Below are 13,141 nucleotides of genomic sequence, written 5' to 3' on the forward strand. Positions count from 1 at the left end.
CTCCTCCTTGATCTAAGGCCTGTAAGGATGTGAACCATTGGGTTTATTTCTTCCCTTTGACATAATCCGCATCGAACAGGAACAGCTTGAAGACAAGAGCCAGCGAAGGAATCAGCAGGCACAGGCCTCCAATGAAAGCGACGACAAGCGCAAATCCCATCGACGGCGAGGTAGCGCCGCCTTGAATCGTGATGTACGGGTCGAGGATATACGGGTAATGCCCGATTCCATAAGCGAAAAAGGCGGAGAAAAATTGCAGCATGATGCATATGAAAGCCAGACCGTACCGGCGTCCTTGATATAAAAGCCACATAGCGACCATGAAAAAGGCAACGGAAAGCCCGAGCAGCCACCATAAATCCATCATGTTTTGAAAATGCCGCTCATTATGCTGGCCCAAAAAAATAAACGCCGTCAATGCGGTAATGATCGTCGGGGTGCTCCAAAACAGGGCATAGGTCCGCAGCAGCTTCAGAGCGGAATGATCCTCTGCGCGCGAGGCGTAAAAGGCCAGAAAAGAGCTGCTGATGAACAAGACGGACACGATCGCCAGGCCGACGATGCTCCAGGACAACGGATTTGTGAACAGCGCCCAGTAATCCAGAGAAACGGCGTCCGCCTCCTTCAAGATAAAGCCGCCTTCTGACACGGTCAGAGCCACCGACAATGAAGCCGGAATCAGCAGCCCCGTCGCTCCGTACAGAAACAGATAAATGATGTTCGTTTTGGAGCCATAGTTTTCAAAGGCGTAAAACGAGCCTCGAATGGCGAGCAGGATGACGGCGATGCTTCCCGGTACAAGCAGCGCGGAGCCGTAATAATAGGCCGTATCGGGGAAAAAGCCGACGATGCCGATATAGAAAAAGACAAAAAATACGTTTGTAATTTCCCAAACCGGAGATAAATATCGGGAAATGAGACGATTCATGACGTGATCCTGCTTGGTCGATCGAGCATAAAAGGCAAAAAAGCCCGCTCCGAAATCAATGGAGGCAACGATCAGATAGCCGTACAGAAACAGCCACAGCACCGAGATGCCCATCAGCTCGTAACTGATCATGCCCTCTCGCCCCCTTCCTTGGATGAATCCCGCTTTTCTTTCATCCATGTCTCCATCTCCGCTTCCGCCGGCTTATGATGGAACAATCGGCGCAGCACGAGCACGCATACGACGGCTAAGGCGATGTACAACAAGAGGAAAAGGAAAAACAGCAATCGTACGCTTGGCGATGTCGTGGCTGCTTCTTCGACACGCATATACCCTCGAATAATCCATGGCTGCCTCCCGAGCTCCGCATACAGCCAGCCGAACTCCACGGCCAGAAATGACAGCGGCGCGGTCAGCGCCAGGATGCGGAGCAGCCACTTGTTGAGCTCGTTGCGTTTTTTCCAGAATACGAACAAGAAATACAAGCAGGCTATTGCCAGCAGCGCGAATCCGATTCCGGCCATGAAATCGAACAAGTAATGAACGAGAAGCGGCGGACGCTCATCCAAAGGGAATTCCTCGAGGCCTTTCACCTCGGCATTAAAGTCTCCGAAAGCGAGGAAGCTGAGAAGCTTCGGCAGATGAATGGCTCCGATGATTTCATGCTCCGCGTTGAGCCATCCCATCAGGATCAGATCCGCGCCTTTTTCCGTCTCGAAATGCCACTCTGCCGCTGCCAGCTTCTCCGGCTGATGCTCGGCCAAAAACTTGGCCGATACATCTCCGGCCAGCGTGTTGAGAAGGCCGAACAGCAGGACAGCCGCCATGCTGAGGTTCAAGGCTTTTTTGTGATAGGCGCTCCTGCCTTTTCTAAGCATCGTAAAAGCTGCGATGCCGGCCAATAGGGCGGCTCCAGTCAGGTAGGCCGAGCTTAAGACGTGGAAAACCTTGGAGAACGTCGCCGTATTCAGCATCGCCTGCACCGGATCGACCGCCGTGAAGTGCCCCGCTTCCATGACGAAGCCTCCGGGCTGGTTCATGAATCCGTTCACCGTTGTAATGAATACAGCGGACATGCCTGCCCCGGCGACGATCGGAATCGTAAGCAGCCAGTGGATATACGGATTTTTGAACCGATCCCATGTGTACAAATAGATGCCGAGGAAGATCGCTTCAAAAAAGAATGCGAACACTTCCATGAAGAGCGGAAGAGCGATGACATTGCCGGCCAGCTTCATGAAATGGGGCCAAACCAGCGCCAGCTGCAGGGAAATCGCCGTGCCGGTTACGACACCGACAGCGACCGAAATGATGAATCCTCGCGACCATCTTTTGGCCATCAGGATGTAGTGAGGATCCTTCTTGCGGATTCCGATGAACTCTGCGATTGCGATCATCAACGGGATGCCGACGCCAATCGTCGCAAAAATGGCGTGGAACCCCAACGTCATGCCCGTCACCATCTTGCTCCAAAATACCGTGTCTACTGCCAACCTTTATCGCCTCCGAGTATGAGAATATTTTCACAAAGTATGAAGCGAACAAACGCTTCCATCCTTTCCTTGCTTTTATCTCTGTTTGCTGCAGGGAATTGACAGCCTTGGCGACCGACCGGCGGGAACCGTGGATGAAAAGCTGTCCAAAGACGACTGGCCATGCAGGATTAAATTCATTGTACCGTTGTCTGGCTGCAATTCAATGCCTGTCATTTCTTCGACCTTAAACGTTCAACAAAGGATCAACTCTTTCCGACAACTGCGTGAAAAATGAAAAAACCGCTCGATCGGGCTATTGATTCGACCGCTGACATATGCTGATGCCAGCCTGTTCGGAGCGTTGAAACCGGACGAAAAAAACGCCGTGGAGGATATCCTCCACGGTTTCTCGAACCGACAGGCCAGGCACCGTCCTTCCTCGTTCACGCCGGATTCATCTCGGTTCCGAGGGCATTCTCTTCGATCTCAAAGCCCAGGTCTTCAATCATTTGATAGTCGGCCATCGCCTCCTGACCTGCCGTCGTCAAATAGTCGCCTACGAAAATCGAATTGGCCGCATATAGGGAAAACGGCTGAAGGGAACGCAGATTCAACTCGCGGCCGCCCGCGATGCGGATTTCCTTGGAGGGGCACAGGAAGCGGAACAATGCCAGCACCTTGAGAGCCTTCATGGCCGGCGTCAGCTGCGAGCCTTCGAGAGGCGTCCCCGGAATGGGGTTCAGGAAATTGATCGGAATCGAATCCGCATCCAGCTCTCTAAGGGCATAAGCCATTTCCACTATCTCTTTGTTTGTCTCGCCCATGCCGACAATGACTCCCGAGCAAGGAGACATTCCGCTCCGCTTCGCCGCAAGGATTGTCTCGATCCGCTGATCGTAGGTATGTGTCGACGTAATGGACGGAAAGTTTCCTTTGCTTGTGTTCAGATTGTGGTTGTACCGGTGAACCCCTGCATCCGCCAGCTTTTCCGCCTGTCCTTCCTTCAGGATGCCGAGGCAGACGCAGATTTTGAGCGGCAGCGTTTCCCGTATTTCTTTGACCGCTTCGACAACCTGCCCGATCTCCTTATCGGTCGGACCTTTTCCCGATGCCACGATACAATAAGTGCCGGCCTTGCGCTGCATCGCCTCGCGCGCGCCGGCAAGCAGCGTGTCCTTGTCCAGCAGCTTGTATTTTTCGATCGGGGCCGCCGATACGATCGATTGCGAGCAGTAACCGCAGTCCTCCGGACAGAGGCCGCTCTTGGCATTGATGATCATGTTGAGCTTGACCTTCGTTCCGTAAAAATGCTTGCGCACCGTGAAAGCCGCCTGCAGAATCGATAGGATCTCATCATTCCCCGCCTCCAGAAGGGCAAGTCCTTCCTCCAGCGTCAGGCATTCTCCGTTCAACGCTTTTTCCGCAAATCGGTTCCAATCCTTTTTCTCGGTCCTAGCCATCCGCTTTGATCACCCTGTTCGTATCCTTCTATTGTTAACCTTAATTAAAAGGTATGTGGTTAACAATGATCCAGGCCATTGTATCAGTGGACCGGCAGCCTGTAAAGGAAATGTTAACCTGTCATAACATTTTTAAGTTAACACAAATGGCCGATGCGTTCCCTCCCAAAAGAAGCTGCAGCCGAAATGACCCCTTCGAGTCATGTTGAATAGGTTCCGGTTCCCTATACTTATGAAGGTCGATAAGGACCTAATTGAATGGGGGTTGTTCATACAGATGAAGATGGAGCCTGAGCTGCAGACATCGACTGGCAGCATCCGGACGGGCGGCAATCGCGGCTTGCTTCCCGCCCTGTATCAAACCGTCTGGAGATGGCATTTCTATGCCGGAATCATCTTTGCGCCGTTTCTCATCCTTCTTGCTTTCAGCGGATCCATGTACCTGTTCAAGCCGCAAATCGAAGGTTATCTCTACAAGGATCTGCTCACCGTTCGGGAAGTCGGCGCTTCCAGGCTTTCGCCCGATCAGCTTTCGGCAGCCGTCAAGCAGCAGCATCCGGGCCTGAGCATCCAGTCCATTACCCTGCCTGATGATGCGAAGTCGACGGTAACGTTTTCGGTCATGAATGAAGGGGCGCAGGCCGTTCTTTATGCCGATCCCTATGACGGAAAAGTGTACGGGATGATGAACGCCGAGAAAACCTTCTCCTCCTTCTTCAAAAAGATGCACAGCCAGCTGCTTCTGAGCGGAACGCTGCCGAACCGTCTTGTGGAAATGGCCGCTTGCTGGGGAATCGTTCTCACGGTTACAGGGCTCTATTTATGGTGGCCGCGGGGCCGATTCAGCATCTGGGGAACGGTGCTGCCCAGGCTCGGCAAGCGGGGGAGCCGTCCATTCTGGCGTGATCTGCATGCCGTACCCGCATTCTGGCTGTCCCTGTTCATTCTCATCCTGATTGCGACCGGACTCCCTTGGTCAGGCGTCCTTGGCGGACAGATCGATCGGGCGGCCAACGCCACCAATACCAATACACCTCCCTACGCATACCTTTTTTCGGGGCAGCCGGAATCCATTACCGTCGCCAAGGATATTGCGGACAATATTCCATGGGCGGCCGAAAATACGCCCGTGCCGAATTCCATCTCGGGCGGTTATGTAAGGCTGTCTATGAACGAAATCGCCGCCATTGCGGAGCGTCAACATGTCCTTAAGCCTTATACGATAACCATGCCGAGGGGTGACTCCGGCGTATACAGCGTATCTACCGATCATGTAAAGCCGGGAAAAGAAGTCACTCTGCATGTGGACCCATACAGCGGCGCCGTCCTTACCGATGTCCGCTACCAGGACTTCGGTGTTATGGCAAAGCTGATCACCCTGGGCATCGCTTTTCATGAAGGCAGGCTGTTCGGCCTGGCCAATCAGATCATCGGACTAGTGACATGCCTCGGCCTTGTGCTTATTTCGGCCGGATCCTATGTCATGTGGCGCAAGCGAAAGCCTTCAGGCACATTAGGCGCCCCCCGCAAGCCCAAGGATAAACGCGTCATGATCGGCGTTCTGGCCATCATGGCTGTACTAGGCATCCTTATGCCGCTCGTCGGCCTCTCCATATTGGCCATCTTGATTGTCGACCTTGTACTCATTTCTCGGATCCCGGCTCTGCGCCGCTGGCTCTCTTCCTAGGAGGAATCGCAGTTGAAAAGAAAAAAACGCATAGCTGGAATGATGATCGCGGCGAGTTCCCTCCTGTTCAGCGGCTGCACGGCCGATATGTCCGGACGAGATGCCAACGGCTTTATTCCTCATCTTAGCGTGGATATGAAAGTGCCTACTGACCTAAAGCTGGGCATGGACAAGACGTTTTCCATCCAGGTCGAAGAAAACGGCAAGCCGTACGAAGGCTTTTACAAAGCCCAGTTCCAATTCTGGCCGGAGGACGGCTCCTCCCCTCCTCTCACCGTTCCGGGCGTGATGTCCTCTCCGGGTTGTTATACGGCTTCACCTGCTTTCGATAAGGAAGGGGTTTACAGGGTGAAATTCAGCGGTATATCAGCGGAATATGAGATTATGCCGGCAAAGCGCTTTGCGATCGGCGCACAGGCCTCCAAGCATTTGACCGAGCTTGAAAAGCAAGAAAACGATGCCCCCTCCACCCCTGCTGCCGGCGGGCATCATCACGGACAGAAAGAATTCAGAACGAGGTCATGGAAGGAGCGAACTCAATCATGAAATGGTTCATGGGGATTGTCCTTCTTCTAGCGGCTGTGCTGGCTGTCTATTTGCTCTCGTTCCGCCTGCCTGAACCGCAGCGGACGGCAGTCCAGGAAAACGCGGCATTTCCGAGCACGCCCGCAGATGCGGCAGCTGCGGCAACCATCTACAAGTCCAGCTGCCTTCCATGCCATGGAGGCAATCTCCAAGGAGGCATGGGGCCTTCCCTGAAGACGATCGGAAGCAGCTGGAGCAAAGAGCAGCTATTCCGGCAGATCAGTCAAGGAGGCGGCGGCATGCCCGGCTTCAAATCCAAGCTGGAGGAGAACGATATCGTCAACCTCACTCTATGGCTGTCTGAACAGAAGTAGGGGGATGCCATGAAGCGGCCAACCATTCTGGTCATCAGCGAGAAGCCTTCCGTCCGCAATCAAGTCATGCGCAGCGGCTTGAAGGCGAACTGGACGGTTCGCGTCGAAGGGGACGGAGCAGGCGGACTTCTCCAAGCTCTTCAGGAGCCTTACGATGTCGTCCTCGCCGAATCCAATCTTAAGGATATTGACGGCTGCACGATCTGCAGCGAAGTTAAAAAGCAAACGGAAGCTTCTTTTATTCTGCTCCGAGCCGAGGAGCAGAAATCGTCTTCTATCCAGGCGTTCGAGAATGGCGCGGATGATTGCCTCAGCTGGCCGATCAGCGAAAAGGAGCTTGTCCTGCGGGTGAATGCCCTTGTGTACCGATCCTTTGCCGTGCTTTCTCCCCTCCATAAGTCGAGACGACCCTATTTGCTGAAGCTTGATCCGGCTCACCTGATCTGTTGGATCCACAATAAGCCGGTCGTACTGGCGCCCATGGAGTACGAGCTCCTCTCCTGCCTGAGAAACAGTCCGAATCAAGTGCTTTCCAGAAACGAGCTCTTGATCCGCACACGCTCTTCCGCTTTTCGAAAAAACATGCGGAGTCCATCTATTCATGCCAGGACGATCGATACCCACATCATGAATCTGCGGGCCAAGCTGGAAGAAGCTCTTCCGGGATCTTCGAAATGGATCCAGACGGTTCGCGGAGAAGGGTACCGGTTGATCGAGAGACTTCAGCGGTGACCGGCATGCCCAGGCTAGAACCGATGACGATCCGGCGGCAGGACGTCGCGGTCTATGAGACCTTGCTCGTAAGCGTACCGCGTCAGCTGGACCCGATTGGCGAGCTGAAGCTTGGCCAGGATGTTCTTCAGGTGATTTTTGACGGTATGCTCGGAGATCGTCAGCTCCTCCGCAATCTTTTTATTGATCAGCCCTTTGGCCACGCAGGAAAGAATTTCACGTTCCCTGTTCGTTAAAGGCGACACGGCGGAATAATCGGCAGGATAGGCTTGAAATTCCTTTAAGACCATGGAAGCGAGCTCTTTGGACATGGGGGTTTCATCGGATACGATCGCTCTTAGATAGCTCAGCCAGGTTCCGGGTTGCAGGTTTTTGAGCAGGTATCCCTGCGCCCCTTTTTTTACTGCCTCGAACAGATCGGATATATCATCCGAAACGGTCATCATCACGATCTTGATCCAGGGGTAGACCATCTTGATCCGTTTTGTCGTCTCCAGGCCGTCCATTCCAGCCATGCGGATATCCATCAGAATCAAGTCCGGCTGCAGCAGCCTGACCAGCTCCAAGCCTTCCTTCCCGCTTGAAGCTTCTCCCACGATGACAAAAGCGGAATCTTCCTTTAAAAGCTCTCGAACGCCTTCGCGCGCCATGGAGTGGTCATCCACGACAAGCACCTTTACTCTTGTTTGCATCGTCTTCTTCACCTGCTTCTTTGTCCTTGTTCCCCCATTGTGCAGCAGCGGGATGAAAAGAACATGACTCTTTGGAGTCACCGGGCAGCAATCTCAAGCATTCATTGCGGCTAGAAAATGGATACGATAAAAAAACCCGCTTCGATCGAAGCGGGTTTTTCGGTATTCATAATGCCTCAGCAAGGGATTTCTCGATGTCCGCGACACTTTGAAATTGTCCTTGGACGATGCGGGCGATCTTTCCTTCCGGAGAGATCAGAATGGAAGTCGGAAGCGCATTCGCCCGATAAGCGCTGACCGCTTCCCCCGTTATATCCACGAATACGGGCATGTCGATATGGTTGGCATCCATAAATTCACGAATCGTTCCGCGGCTTTCCCCTACATTGACGGCCAGGACGGCCGTCGTGTTTCCAGTCAGAGCCGAGCGGGCTGCTTCGCTGATCAAGGGCAGCTCCGTGACGCAAGGAACGCACCAGCTGGCCCAAAAGTGGACGAGCACCGCTCGGCCGCGATAGTCGGATAAATGAATGCTTTCCCCGGTCAGTGACTTGACCCCGATATCCGGAGCCGCCGAGCCTTCTTTGACCGAAGCGCCCGTCCCTTGCGGCCGGTTGTCGGCGATCGTGGCGACGGTCGCAAGAAGAGCCGCAGCCAGAAGAAGCAAAGTCAGCAAGATCTTTGGCCTTCGTTCGAAACGGAAGCGGCCTCTGTTCATAAATCCTCCTTATCCGCGACGCGTATCGCTGAACGCTGCATGCAGCCCGCCTGGTCCGTACTCCTCCAAAAAGGATGAAACAGCGCCCTGCTTGACGGCCGATCCTTCCTGCAGGAACAGGACGTAATTCGCGGAGGCTTCGGCTACAGGCAGCTGATGAGTCGAGTAAATCACGGCATGCCCATCCTCGGCGGCCCTCTTCACCAGCTCCACAAAAGCATCCATCCAGTAAGGATCGAGGCCGTTGGTCGGTTCATCCAGCACGAGCAAGGACGGGCGCGACAGCAGCGCCTGGGCAAACAGCAGCCGTTGGCGCATGCCTTTGGAAAAAGAGGCGACCTGCTTGTTCCTTACTCCCGTCAAGCCGACTTCTTCCAGGACCTCCGCGGTCCTCCCGCGGGACAGCCCCCGCAGCGAAGCCCAGAAGCTCAGCGTTTCCCAAGCCGTCAGCCCTCTGGCAAAAGAATAGTCGTCCGGCATATAGCCCATCTGTTCGGCGTAAGACCGGCGATTGTCCTTCCAGCTCAGGCCGTTCACTTCGATCCGCCCGGCCGTCGGCTGGAGGATGCCCATCACCATGCGCAGCAGCGTGCTTTTGCCCGCTCCGTTGCCGCCGCAAAGGGCATAGACGTCACCTCTTTGCAAAGACAAGGACACAGGACGAAGGATCGTCTGGCCTTTGATCGTTTTGCCGGCTCCCTCGATTCTAAGAACAGGTTCATCCACGGGAACGCCCCCTTTCCCAAGCCCAGGCTGAGACTCCGGACGCCGCCACGATCCAGAGCAGGCATACGGCGGCAAAAAGGATGGCTCCCAGCGGCTCGCTCATGACGTCTACCCATTTGTAATAATCGGGACCAAGGATAGAACCGCCGCCAAGCTTCACCACGACGAATAATCGCACCAGCTCGGCCGGATTGAGAAACGTCAGGAAGATCAACGCCGGCTTGATCCACAGATAGGGAACGAACCCAAGTCCCGCGATCAGCAGCGCCGGCCAGCCGATGACGGTGAAGAACCAGAAGGCGACACCGTAAGTGAGCGCCTGCCAGCGGTTGCGGGCCGCAGTCCCGATCAGGAGAGCGACGGCCAGGAAGAGCAGAATCAGAAGGACGGAAAATACAAGGAACAGCAGCAAGGTCCGGAGCTGGAAGCCTCCTCCTGCAAGCGCTCCGGCTACTCCGCTCACGCCGTACGCAAAGGCGGCGACCGTCATCAGGACAATGGCGAGCCCGGCATATTTGCCCAGGATGAACGACCATGTTCGCAGAGGGTAGGTGGACAGCAGCTGCCAGCTCCCTTCCTCTTTTTCCGCCGTCAGGGAAAAGGAGCCGATCAGCAGCGTCATGAGAGGCAGCAGATACAAGATCAGGCTTAACATGGAACCGGTCGTGCTTGTGTAGCCGGATATCGAGCTGCTCGAATGAATCAGCAGCAGGACGAGGGTGAACAGGGTGAACAGCGCTAGAAAAGAGTAGGCCCACGGGTTGCGGAAGCCGAGCTTGATTTCCCTTCGCGCAATATGCAGCATATTCATCGCTTAATGGGAATCGGAGCCCATATTTGCAGTCGCTCCCGCATTTGCGCCCATATCCATTTCACCGCCTTCATCATGCGAGTGTCCTTCTCCCATATCCATGCCCATTTGGGCTTTATTCTGCGTCCATTCATGCGAAGCCAGGTCCGCGGCTGTCATGAGCCGGCCTTTTCCTTGTTCTTTCGTGAACGCTTCCGCTGAAGCCTTGTCCTTGAAGCTGTAGATCCCGTACGCCATAGGCGACTTGAAATCGGCATCGTAGACATAAGCGGCTTGGTCATAAGGAATCCATTCCTTGTCATTGTAATCACGAACGTATTCGCCGCCGATCTTTGCCTCCGCGTTTTTCTCCTTCCACTCGTTCATGCATCCGATATCGTCGAATTTGAATGTCTTGCCCTCGGTTGTCGTCAGTTGAGTGGCGAAAGCATCGTCCTTGATCTGCATATTGCAAATGGCGCATTTGTCCACCGTCTCGTCGATCGGCACCGGCTCATAGGTTTGCTTGCCGCAACCGGCAGCCAGCAGGATGGTGAATAAGGAAACGAACAGCACGAGCGTAATTTTTTTCATGATTTTTTGACCCCCATTAGTGTAATGATCGTTAGTGCCGCCACGAGCAGAGCCGCTCCGGCTATTCCCGTCTCCGCTGCGCTCCATGGATTCGGCCGGCTATCGGTTGAAGCGGATGATGACAAAGCAGGCTCCATCCTGGGCTCGCGATCCTGCGTCCATTGCTTTGCATCCGCAGTGAAGAGACTTTCCAGAAACCTCATGCCCGGAGACTGGAAAAAAATCTGATAAGCCGGTATTCCTTTCGTCAGCCTTTGAAAAAAAGGATTCATGACGTACGGGATATCGCTGATCCCGTCGCCGCTGGGATCCAGTCCTTGAAAGGCATCCCAATAATTATGGAGCAGCTCGTTGTCCTTGCTGCCATCCGCTTGCGTTTCGATGACATTCGAGACGAAGCGGTTGTTCTCGAGCCGATTGCTCTGAGAGTCCAGCAGTTGAATGCCGACGAAGTTGTACGAAACGTCATTGTGCTCCCATACGTTGTTCCGGGACATCTCGATGTAAAGCCCGACGCGGTTTCCCGTCAGCTCGTTGCCTGCGACCCGGGTATTCTGCACATCGAAGAACAGCATGCCTTGCGAGTTGACGCTGCCTTTCTGCCGAGTAAAGACGTTGTCGGTCACCTCGGCTCCCTTCACGATCATGGCCATAATGCCGGTAACGTTGAACTCGCCGCTGTTGCGCCTCATGATCGTGCCGTTGGTATACATGCAATGAATGCCGTACCGGGAGTGGTCGATCTCGTTGCTTAGGACGGCATTGTCATGGCTGCTCTCCATGTAGATCCCGTCGAACATGCCGGTCACCCGATTTTCCTGAATGAGATTGCCGTTGGACTGAAAAAGGTCGATTCCATTTCGCTTGTCGGTCTGGCGAGCCGATTTTCCCTTGAGATCATCCGTGGGAGCGACGACCGAGCCCCTGATGGTGGATCCGTTGGATTTGCGAAGCTGGATGCCGTAAGAGCGGGACTTGATTCGAAGCCCATCCACGACGACCCTGTCGGCGGATATGAGTACGGCCGGAGCTTCGCCCGCAGCATCTTTTTCAACGGCCATTCCGTGCAGCTCCGCTCCTTCCGCGGCCAGCTTCACGACAGGAGCATCCCCGCCCGATCCGGTCAAGGTCACGCCTTCGGCTTGTACGATCAGTCTTTTCGAGATGACGATCGCTTCCGCGTACTGTCCGGGCGGCAGTGTTACGGCTTCTCCCGGCTTGGCTGCATCCAGCCTGTTTTGAAGCGAAGCCGCTCCAATCTCTGTCGGGGAAGCCGCTGCCGAATCGGCATGCCCCGATGCTCCCGGCAAGCATGCCGTGCATACGGCCAGGACGGCTGCTCGTCTGACGAGCCTTCCTAATCGGCAATCATGGTTGAACTGGATAGCCAGGAAACTCCCCCCTCTGTGCAAAGCCCGTTTCTCCCCTTCCATGATCATAAAAGAAACGGAGATTTTGCACATAACCCTTTCGGGCTATGAGCAATGACGATCCCGTGACAGGCTGTCTCGATATCCATGCTTGCTTGATGGAAGAACCGAATGCAGGGGAATGGGCATGCCGCAGCCGGTATGGACTCAATCCGCTAAGCAAGCCGTTCATTCCGTGCTTGAAACGGCGAGAACATCCAGCAAGCTCGGACAGAACTCCGGCTCAATCGACTGTGCGCAAGCAACAAAAAAGAGAGCGCCGGATCGGTGCTCTCTTTCCTTTTTTCTTTTTTGTTAATGTCATCAACAATCCGGATCAACCATCGGGAACATACAATTAATTGGATTAATGATCTACACCCTTAAGTATCAAACAAACCTTTAGGTTCGCGGCTCGACCACTCAATCGGCTTTCCCTTTGGCGTCAGTCGACCGCAGCAGAGCTTTGATCTCTTCCATATCCCTCTTCGTTTCGCTGCGAAAGCTTGCAAAATCCGCCTCGAGGCGATGCAGATGCCCTTGCATATCGTCGATTTCCAGCTCGGCCTTGTAATTGATCGCATAATCGATTATGCTCTCGCGCTTGTCGCGGGCCGCTTGGCGGTTCTGGCTCATCATGATGATCGGAGCCTGGAAGCCCGCCAGGAACGACAGCACAAGGTTGAGCAGGATGAAGGGCGGCCCGTCAAAGCGGATCGCCTTTGTCAGCGCCAGGCTGTTGATGACGATCCATAAAGCCAGCACGGCAAAAAAGATAACGATGAACCGCCAGCTTCCGCCGAACTGGGCGATTCGGTCCGCAAGCTTGTCCGGCCAACGGGTATTTTTGTCGTACTCCTCGTTCACCTTGGAATGGATCACATGCTCGAACTCGGCTACGAATCCGTTCAGCCTGGACGAATACGTACTCAGATCGTCCCTTGACAGCTCGGCCTCCATTTCAGCCTCTATTCCTGCAGCATCCATAGCCTTTGTTTTCGCCATCGATCATCTCTCATCTCCGCTCTTTG

The 13,141-nt window shown here is 54.4% G+C and carries 15 protein-coding genes; 5 read left to right on the forward strand and 10 right to left on the reverse strand.

Annotated elements, in window-relative coordinates:
- Window positions 1-43: 43 nt before the first annotated feature.
- From PHU01S_RS01390 to bioB, 3 genes are all read right to left on the reverse strand, one after another.
- Window positions 44-1,060, reverse strand: a complete 1,017-nt coding sequence (locus tag PHU01S_RS01390) for a cytochrome d ubiquinol oxidase subunit II (RefSeq protein ID WP_048748511.1) — start codon at window positions 1,058-1,060, stop codon at window positions 44-46.
- A complete protein-coding gene (locus PHU01S_RS01395) occupies window positions 1,057-2,421 on the reverse strand; it encodes a cytochrome ubiquinol oxidase subunit I (RefSeq protein ID WP_021879632.1) in 1,365 nt (454 codons plus the stop codon). Before PHU01S_RS01395 ends, PHU01S_RS01390 begins: the two co-directional genes overlap by 4 nt.
- A gap of 425 nt (window positions 2,422-2,846) precedes the next feature.
- Window positions 2,847-3,863 carry a biotin synthase BioB gene (gene bioB, locus PHU01S_RS01400; RefSeq protein WP_021879631.1) on the reverse strand — a complete coding sequence of 339 codons (1,017 nt, stop codon included), beginning with the start codon at window positions 3,861-3,863 and terminating at the stop codon, window positions 2,847-2,849.
- A 277-nt stretch (window positions 3,864-4,140) separates the two neighbouring features.
- Here bioB and PHU01S_RS01405 point away from each other — a divergent pair, with 277 nt between their 5' ends.
- From PHU01S_RS01405 to PHU01S_RS01420, 4 genes are read left to right on the forward strand one after another with little or no spacing between them, the layout of a single operon-like run.
- Window positions 4,141-5,550: a PepSY-associated TM helix domain-containing protein gene (locus PHU01S_RS01405; RefSeq protein ID WP_084781264.1), complete on the forward strand. Its 1,410-nt coding sequence runs from the start codon at window positions 4,141-4,143 to the stop codon at window positions 5,548-5,550.
- A gap of 12 nt (window positions 5,551-5,562) precedes the next feature.
- A complete protein-coding gene (locus PHU01S_RS01410) occupies window positions 5,563-6,096 on the forward strand; it encodes a hypothetical protein (protein WP_049867336.1) in 534 nt (177 codons plus the stop codon).
- Entirely contained in the window at window positions 6,093-6,449 is a 357-nt protein-coding gene (locus PHU01S_RS01415) for a c-type cytochrome (RefSeq protein ID WP_049867335.1), read from the forward strand. Before PHU01S_RS01410 ends, PHU01S_RS01415 begins: the two co-directional genes overlap by 4 nt.
- Before the next feature lie 9 nt (window positions 6,450-6,458).
- Window positions 6,459-7,181, forward strand: a complete 723-nt coding sequence (locus PHU01S_RS01420; protein ID WP_048748188.1) for a response regulator transcription factor — start codon at window positions 6,459-6,461, stop codon at window positions 7,179-7,181.
- Window positions 7,182-7,195: 14 nt separating this feature from the next.
- Here PHU01S_RS01420 and PHU01S_RS01425 read toward each other — a convergent pair whose 3' ends face one another.
- From PHU01S_RS01425 to PHU01S_RS01450, 6 genes are all read right to left on the reverse strand, one after another.
- Entirely contained in the window at window positions 7,196-7,873 is a 678-nt protein-coding gene (locus tag PHU01S_RS01425) for a response regulator (RefSeq protein ID WP_048748189.1), read from the reverse strand.
- 166 nt (window positions 7,874-8,039) lie between these two features.
- The gene (locus tag PHU01S_RS01430) at window positions 8,040-8,549 is read right to left on the reverse strand and encodes a TlpA family protein disulfide reductase (RefSeq protein ID WP_164762938.1); all 510 of its coding nucleotides are present in this window, start codon (window positions 8,547-8,549) and stop codon (window positions 8,040-8,042) included.
- A gap of 51 nt (window positions 8,550-8,600) precedes the next feature.
- Window positions 8,601-9,317 carry an ABC transporter ATP-binding protein gene (locus tag PHU01S_RS01435; RefSeq protein ID WP_048748190.1) on the reverse strand — a complete coding sequence of 239 codons (717 nt, stop codon included), beginning with the start codon at window positions 9,315-9,317 and terminating at the stop codon, window positions 8,601-8,603.
- Complete coding sequence (locus PHU01S_RS01440) at window positions 9,310-10,128, reverse strand: ABC transporter permease (RefSeq protein WP_048748191.1); 819 nt, start codon at window positions 10,126-10,128, stop codon at window positions 9,310-9,312. The genes PHU01S_RS01435 and PHU01S_RS01440 overlap by 8 nt, the downstream gene beginning before the upstream one ends.
- 3 nt (window positions 10,129-10,131) lie before the next feature.
- A complete protein-coding gene (locus PHU01S_RS01445; protein ID WP_048748192.1) occupies window positions 10,132-10,701 on the reverse strand; it encodes a nitrous oxide reductase accessory protein NosL in 570 nt (189 codons plus the stop codon).
- The gene (locus PHU01S_RS01450) at window positions 10,698-12,134 is read right to left on the reverse strand and encodes a right-handed parallel beta-helix repeat-containing protein (protein WP_218032394.1); all 1,437 of its coding nucleotides are present in this window, start codon (window positions 12,132-12,134) and stop codon (window positions 10,698-10,700) included. The genes PHU01S_RS01445 and PHU01S_RS01450 overlap by 4 nt, the downstream gene beginning before the upstream one ends.
- A gap of 44 nt (window positions 12,135-12,178) precedes the next feature.
- Here PHU01S_RS01450 and PHU01S_RS26200 point away from each other — a divergent pair, with 44 nt between their 5' ends.
- On the forward strand, window positions 12,179-12,472 hold the full coding sequence (locus PHU01S_RS26200) for a hypothetical protein (protein WP_127505707.1): 294 nt from the start codon (window positions 12,179-12,181) through the stop codon (window positions 12,470-12,472).
- 61 nt (window positions 12,473-12,533) lie between these two features.
- On the opposite strand, the gene PHU01S_RS01460 is transcribed toward PHU01S_RS26200, so the two are convergent.
- Window positions 12,534-13,115: a DUF1003 domain-containing protein gene (locus PHU01S_RS01460; RefSeq protein WP_021878201.1), complete on the reverse strand. Its 582-nt coding sequence runs from the start codon at window positions 13,113-13,115 to the stop codon at window positions 12,534-12,536.
- Between the last annotated feature and the right edge of the window lie 26 nt (window positions 13,116-13,141).

This window comes from Paenibacillus humicus NBRC 102415 (assembly GCF_004000905.1).
Lineage (GTDB): Bacteria > Bacillota > Bacilli > Paenibacillales > Paenibacillaceae > Paenibacillus_O > Paenibacillus_O humicus.

Coding starts and splice junctions, on each gene's coding strand:
- PHU01S_RS01390 (WP_048748511.1), bottom strand. CDS start 1,060: ATGATCAGTTACGAGCTGATGGGCATCTCGGTGCTGTGGCTGTTTCTG.
- bioB (WP_021879631.1), bottom strand. CDS start 3,863: ATGGCTAGGACCGAGAAAAAGGATTGGAACCGATTTGCGGAAAAAGCG.
- PHU01S_RS01405 (WP_084781264.1), top strand. CDS start 4,141: ATGAAGATGGAGCCTGAGCTGCAGACATCGACTGGCAGCATCCGGACG.
- PHU01S_RS01415 (WP_049867335.1), top strand. CDS start 6,093: ATGAAATGGTTCATGGGGATTGTCCTTCTTCTAGCGGCTGTGCTGGCT.
- PHU01S_RS01420 (WP_048748188.1), top strand. CDS start 6,459: ATGAAGCGGCCAACCATTCTGGTCATCAGCGAGAAGCCTTCCGTCCGC.
- PHU01S_RS01425 (WP_048748189.1), bottom strand. CDS start 7,873: ATGCAAACAAGAGTAAAGGTGCTTGTCGTGGATGACCACTCCATGGCG.
- PHU01S_RS01440 (WP_048748191.1), bottom strand. CDS start 10,128: ATGAATATGCTGCATATTGCGCGAAGGGAAATCAAGCTCGGCTTCCGC.
- PHU01S_RS01445 (WP_048748192.1), bottom strand. CDS start 10,701: ATGAAAAAAATTACGCTCGTGCTGTTCGTTTCCTTATTCACCATCCTG.
- PHU01S_RS01450 (WP_218032394.1), bottom strand. CDS start 12,134: ATGGAAGGGGAGAAACGGGCTTTGCACAGAGGGGGGAGTTTCCTGGCT.
- PHU01S_RS26200 (WP_127505707.1), top strand. CDS start 12,179: ATGAGCAATGACGATCCCGTGACAGGCTGTCTCGATATCCATGCTTGC.
- PHU01S_RS01460 (WP_021878201.1), bottom strand. CDS start 13,115: ATGGCGAAAACAAAGGCTATGGATGCTGCAGGAATAGAGGCTGAAATG.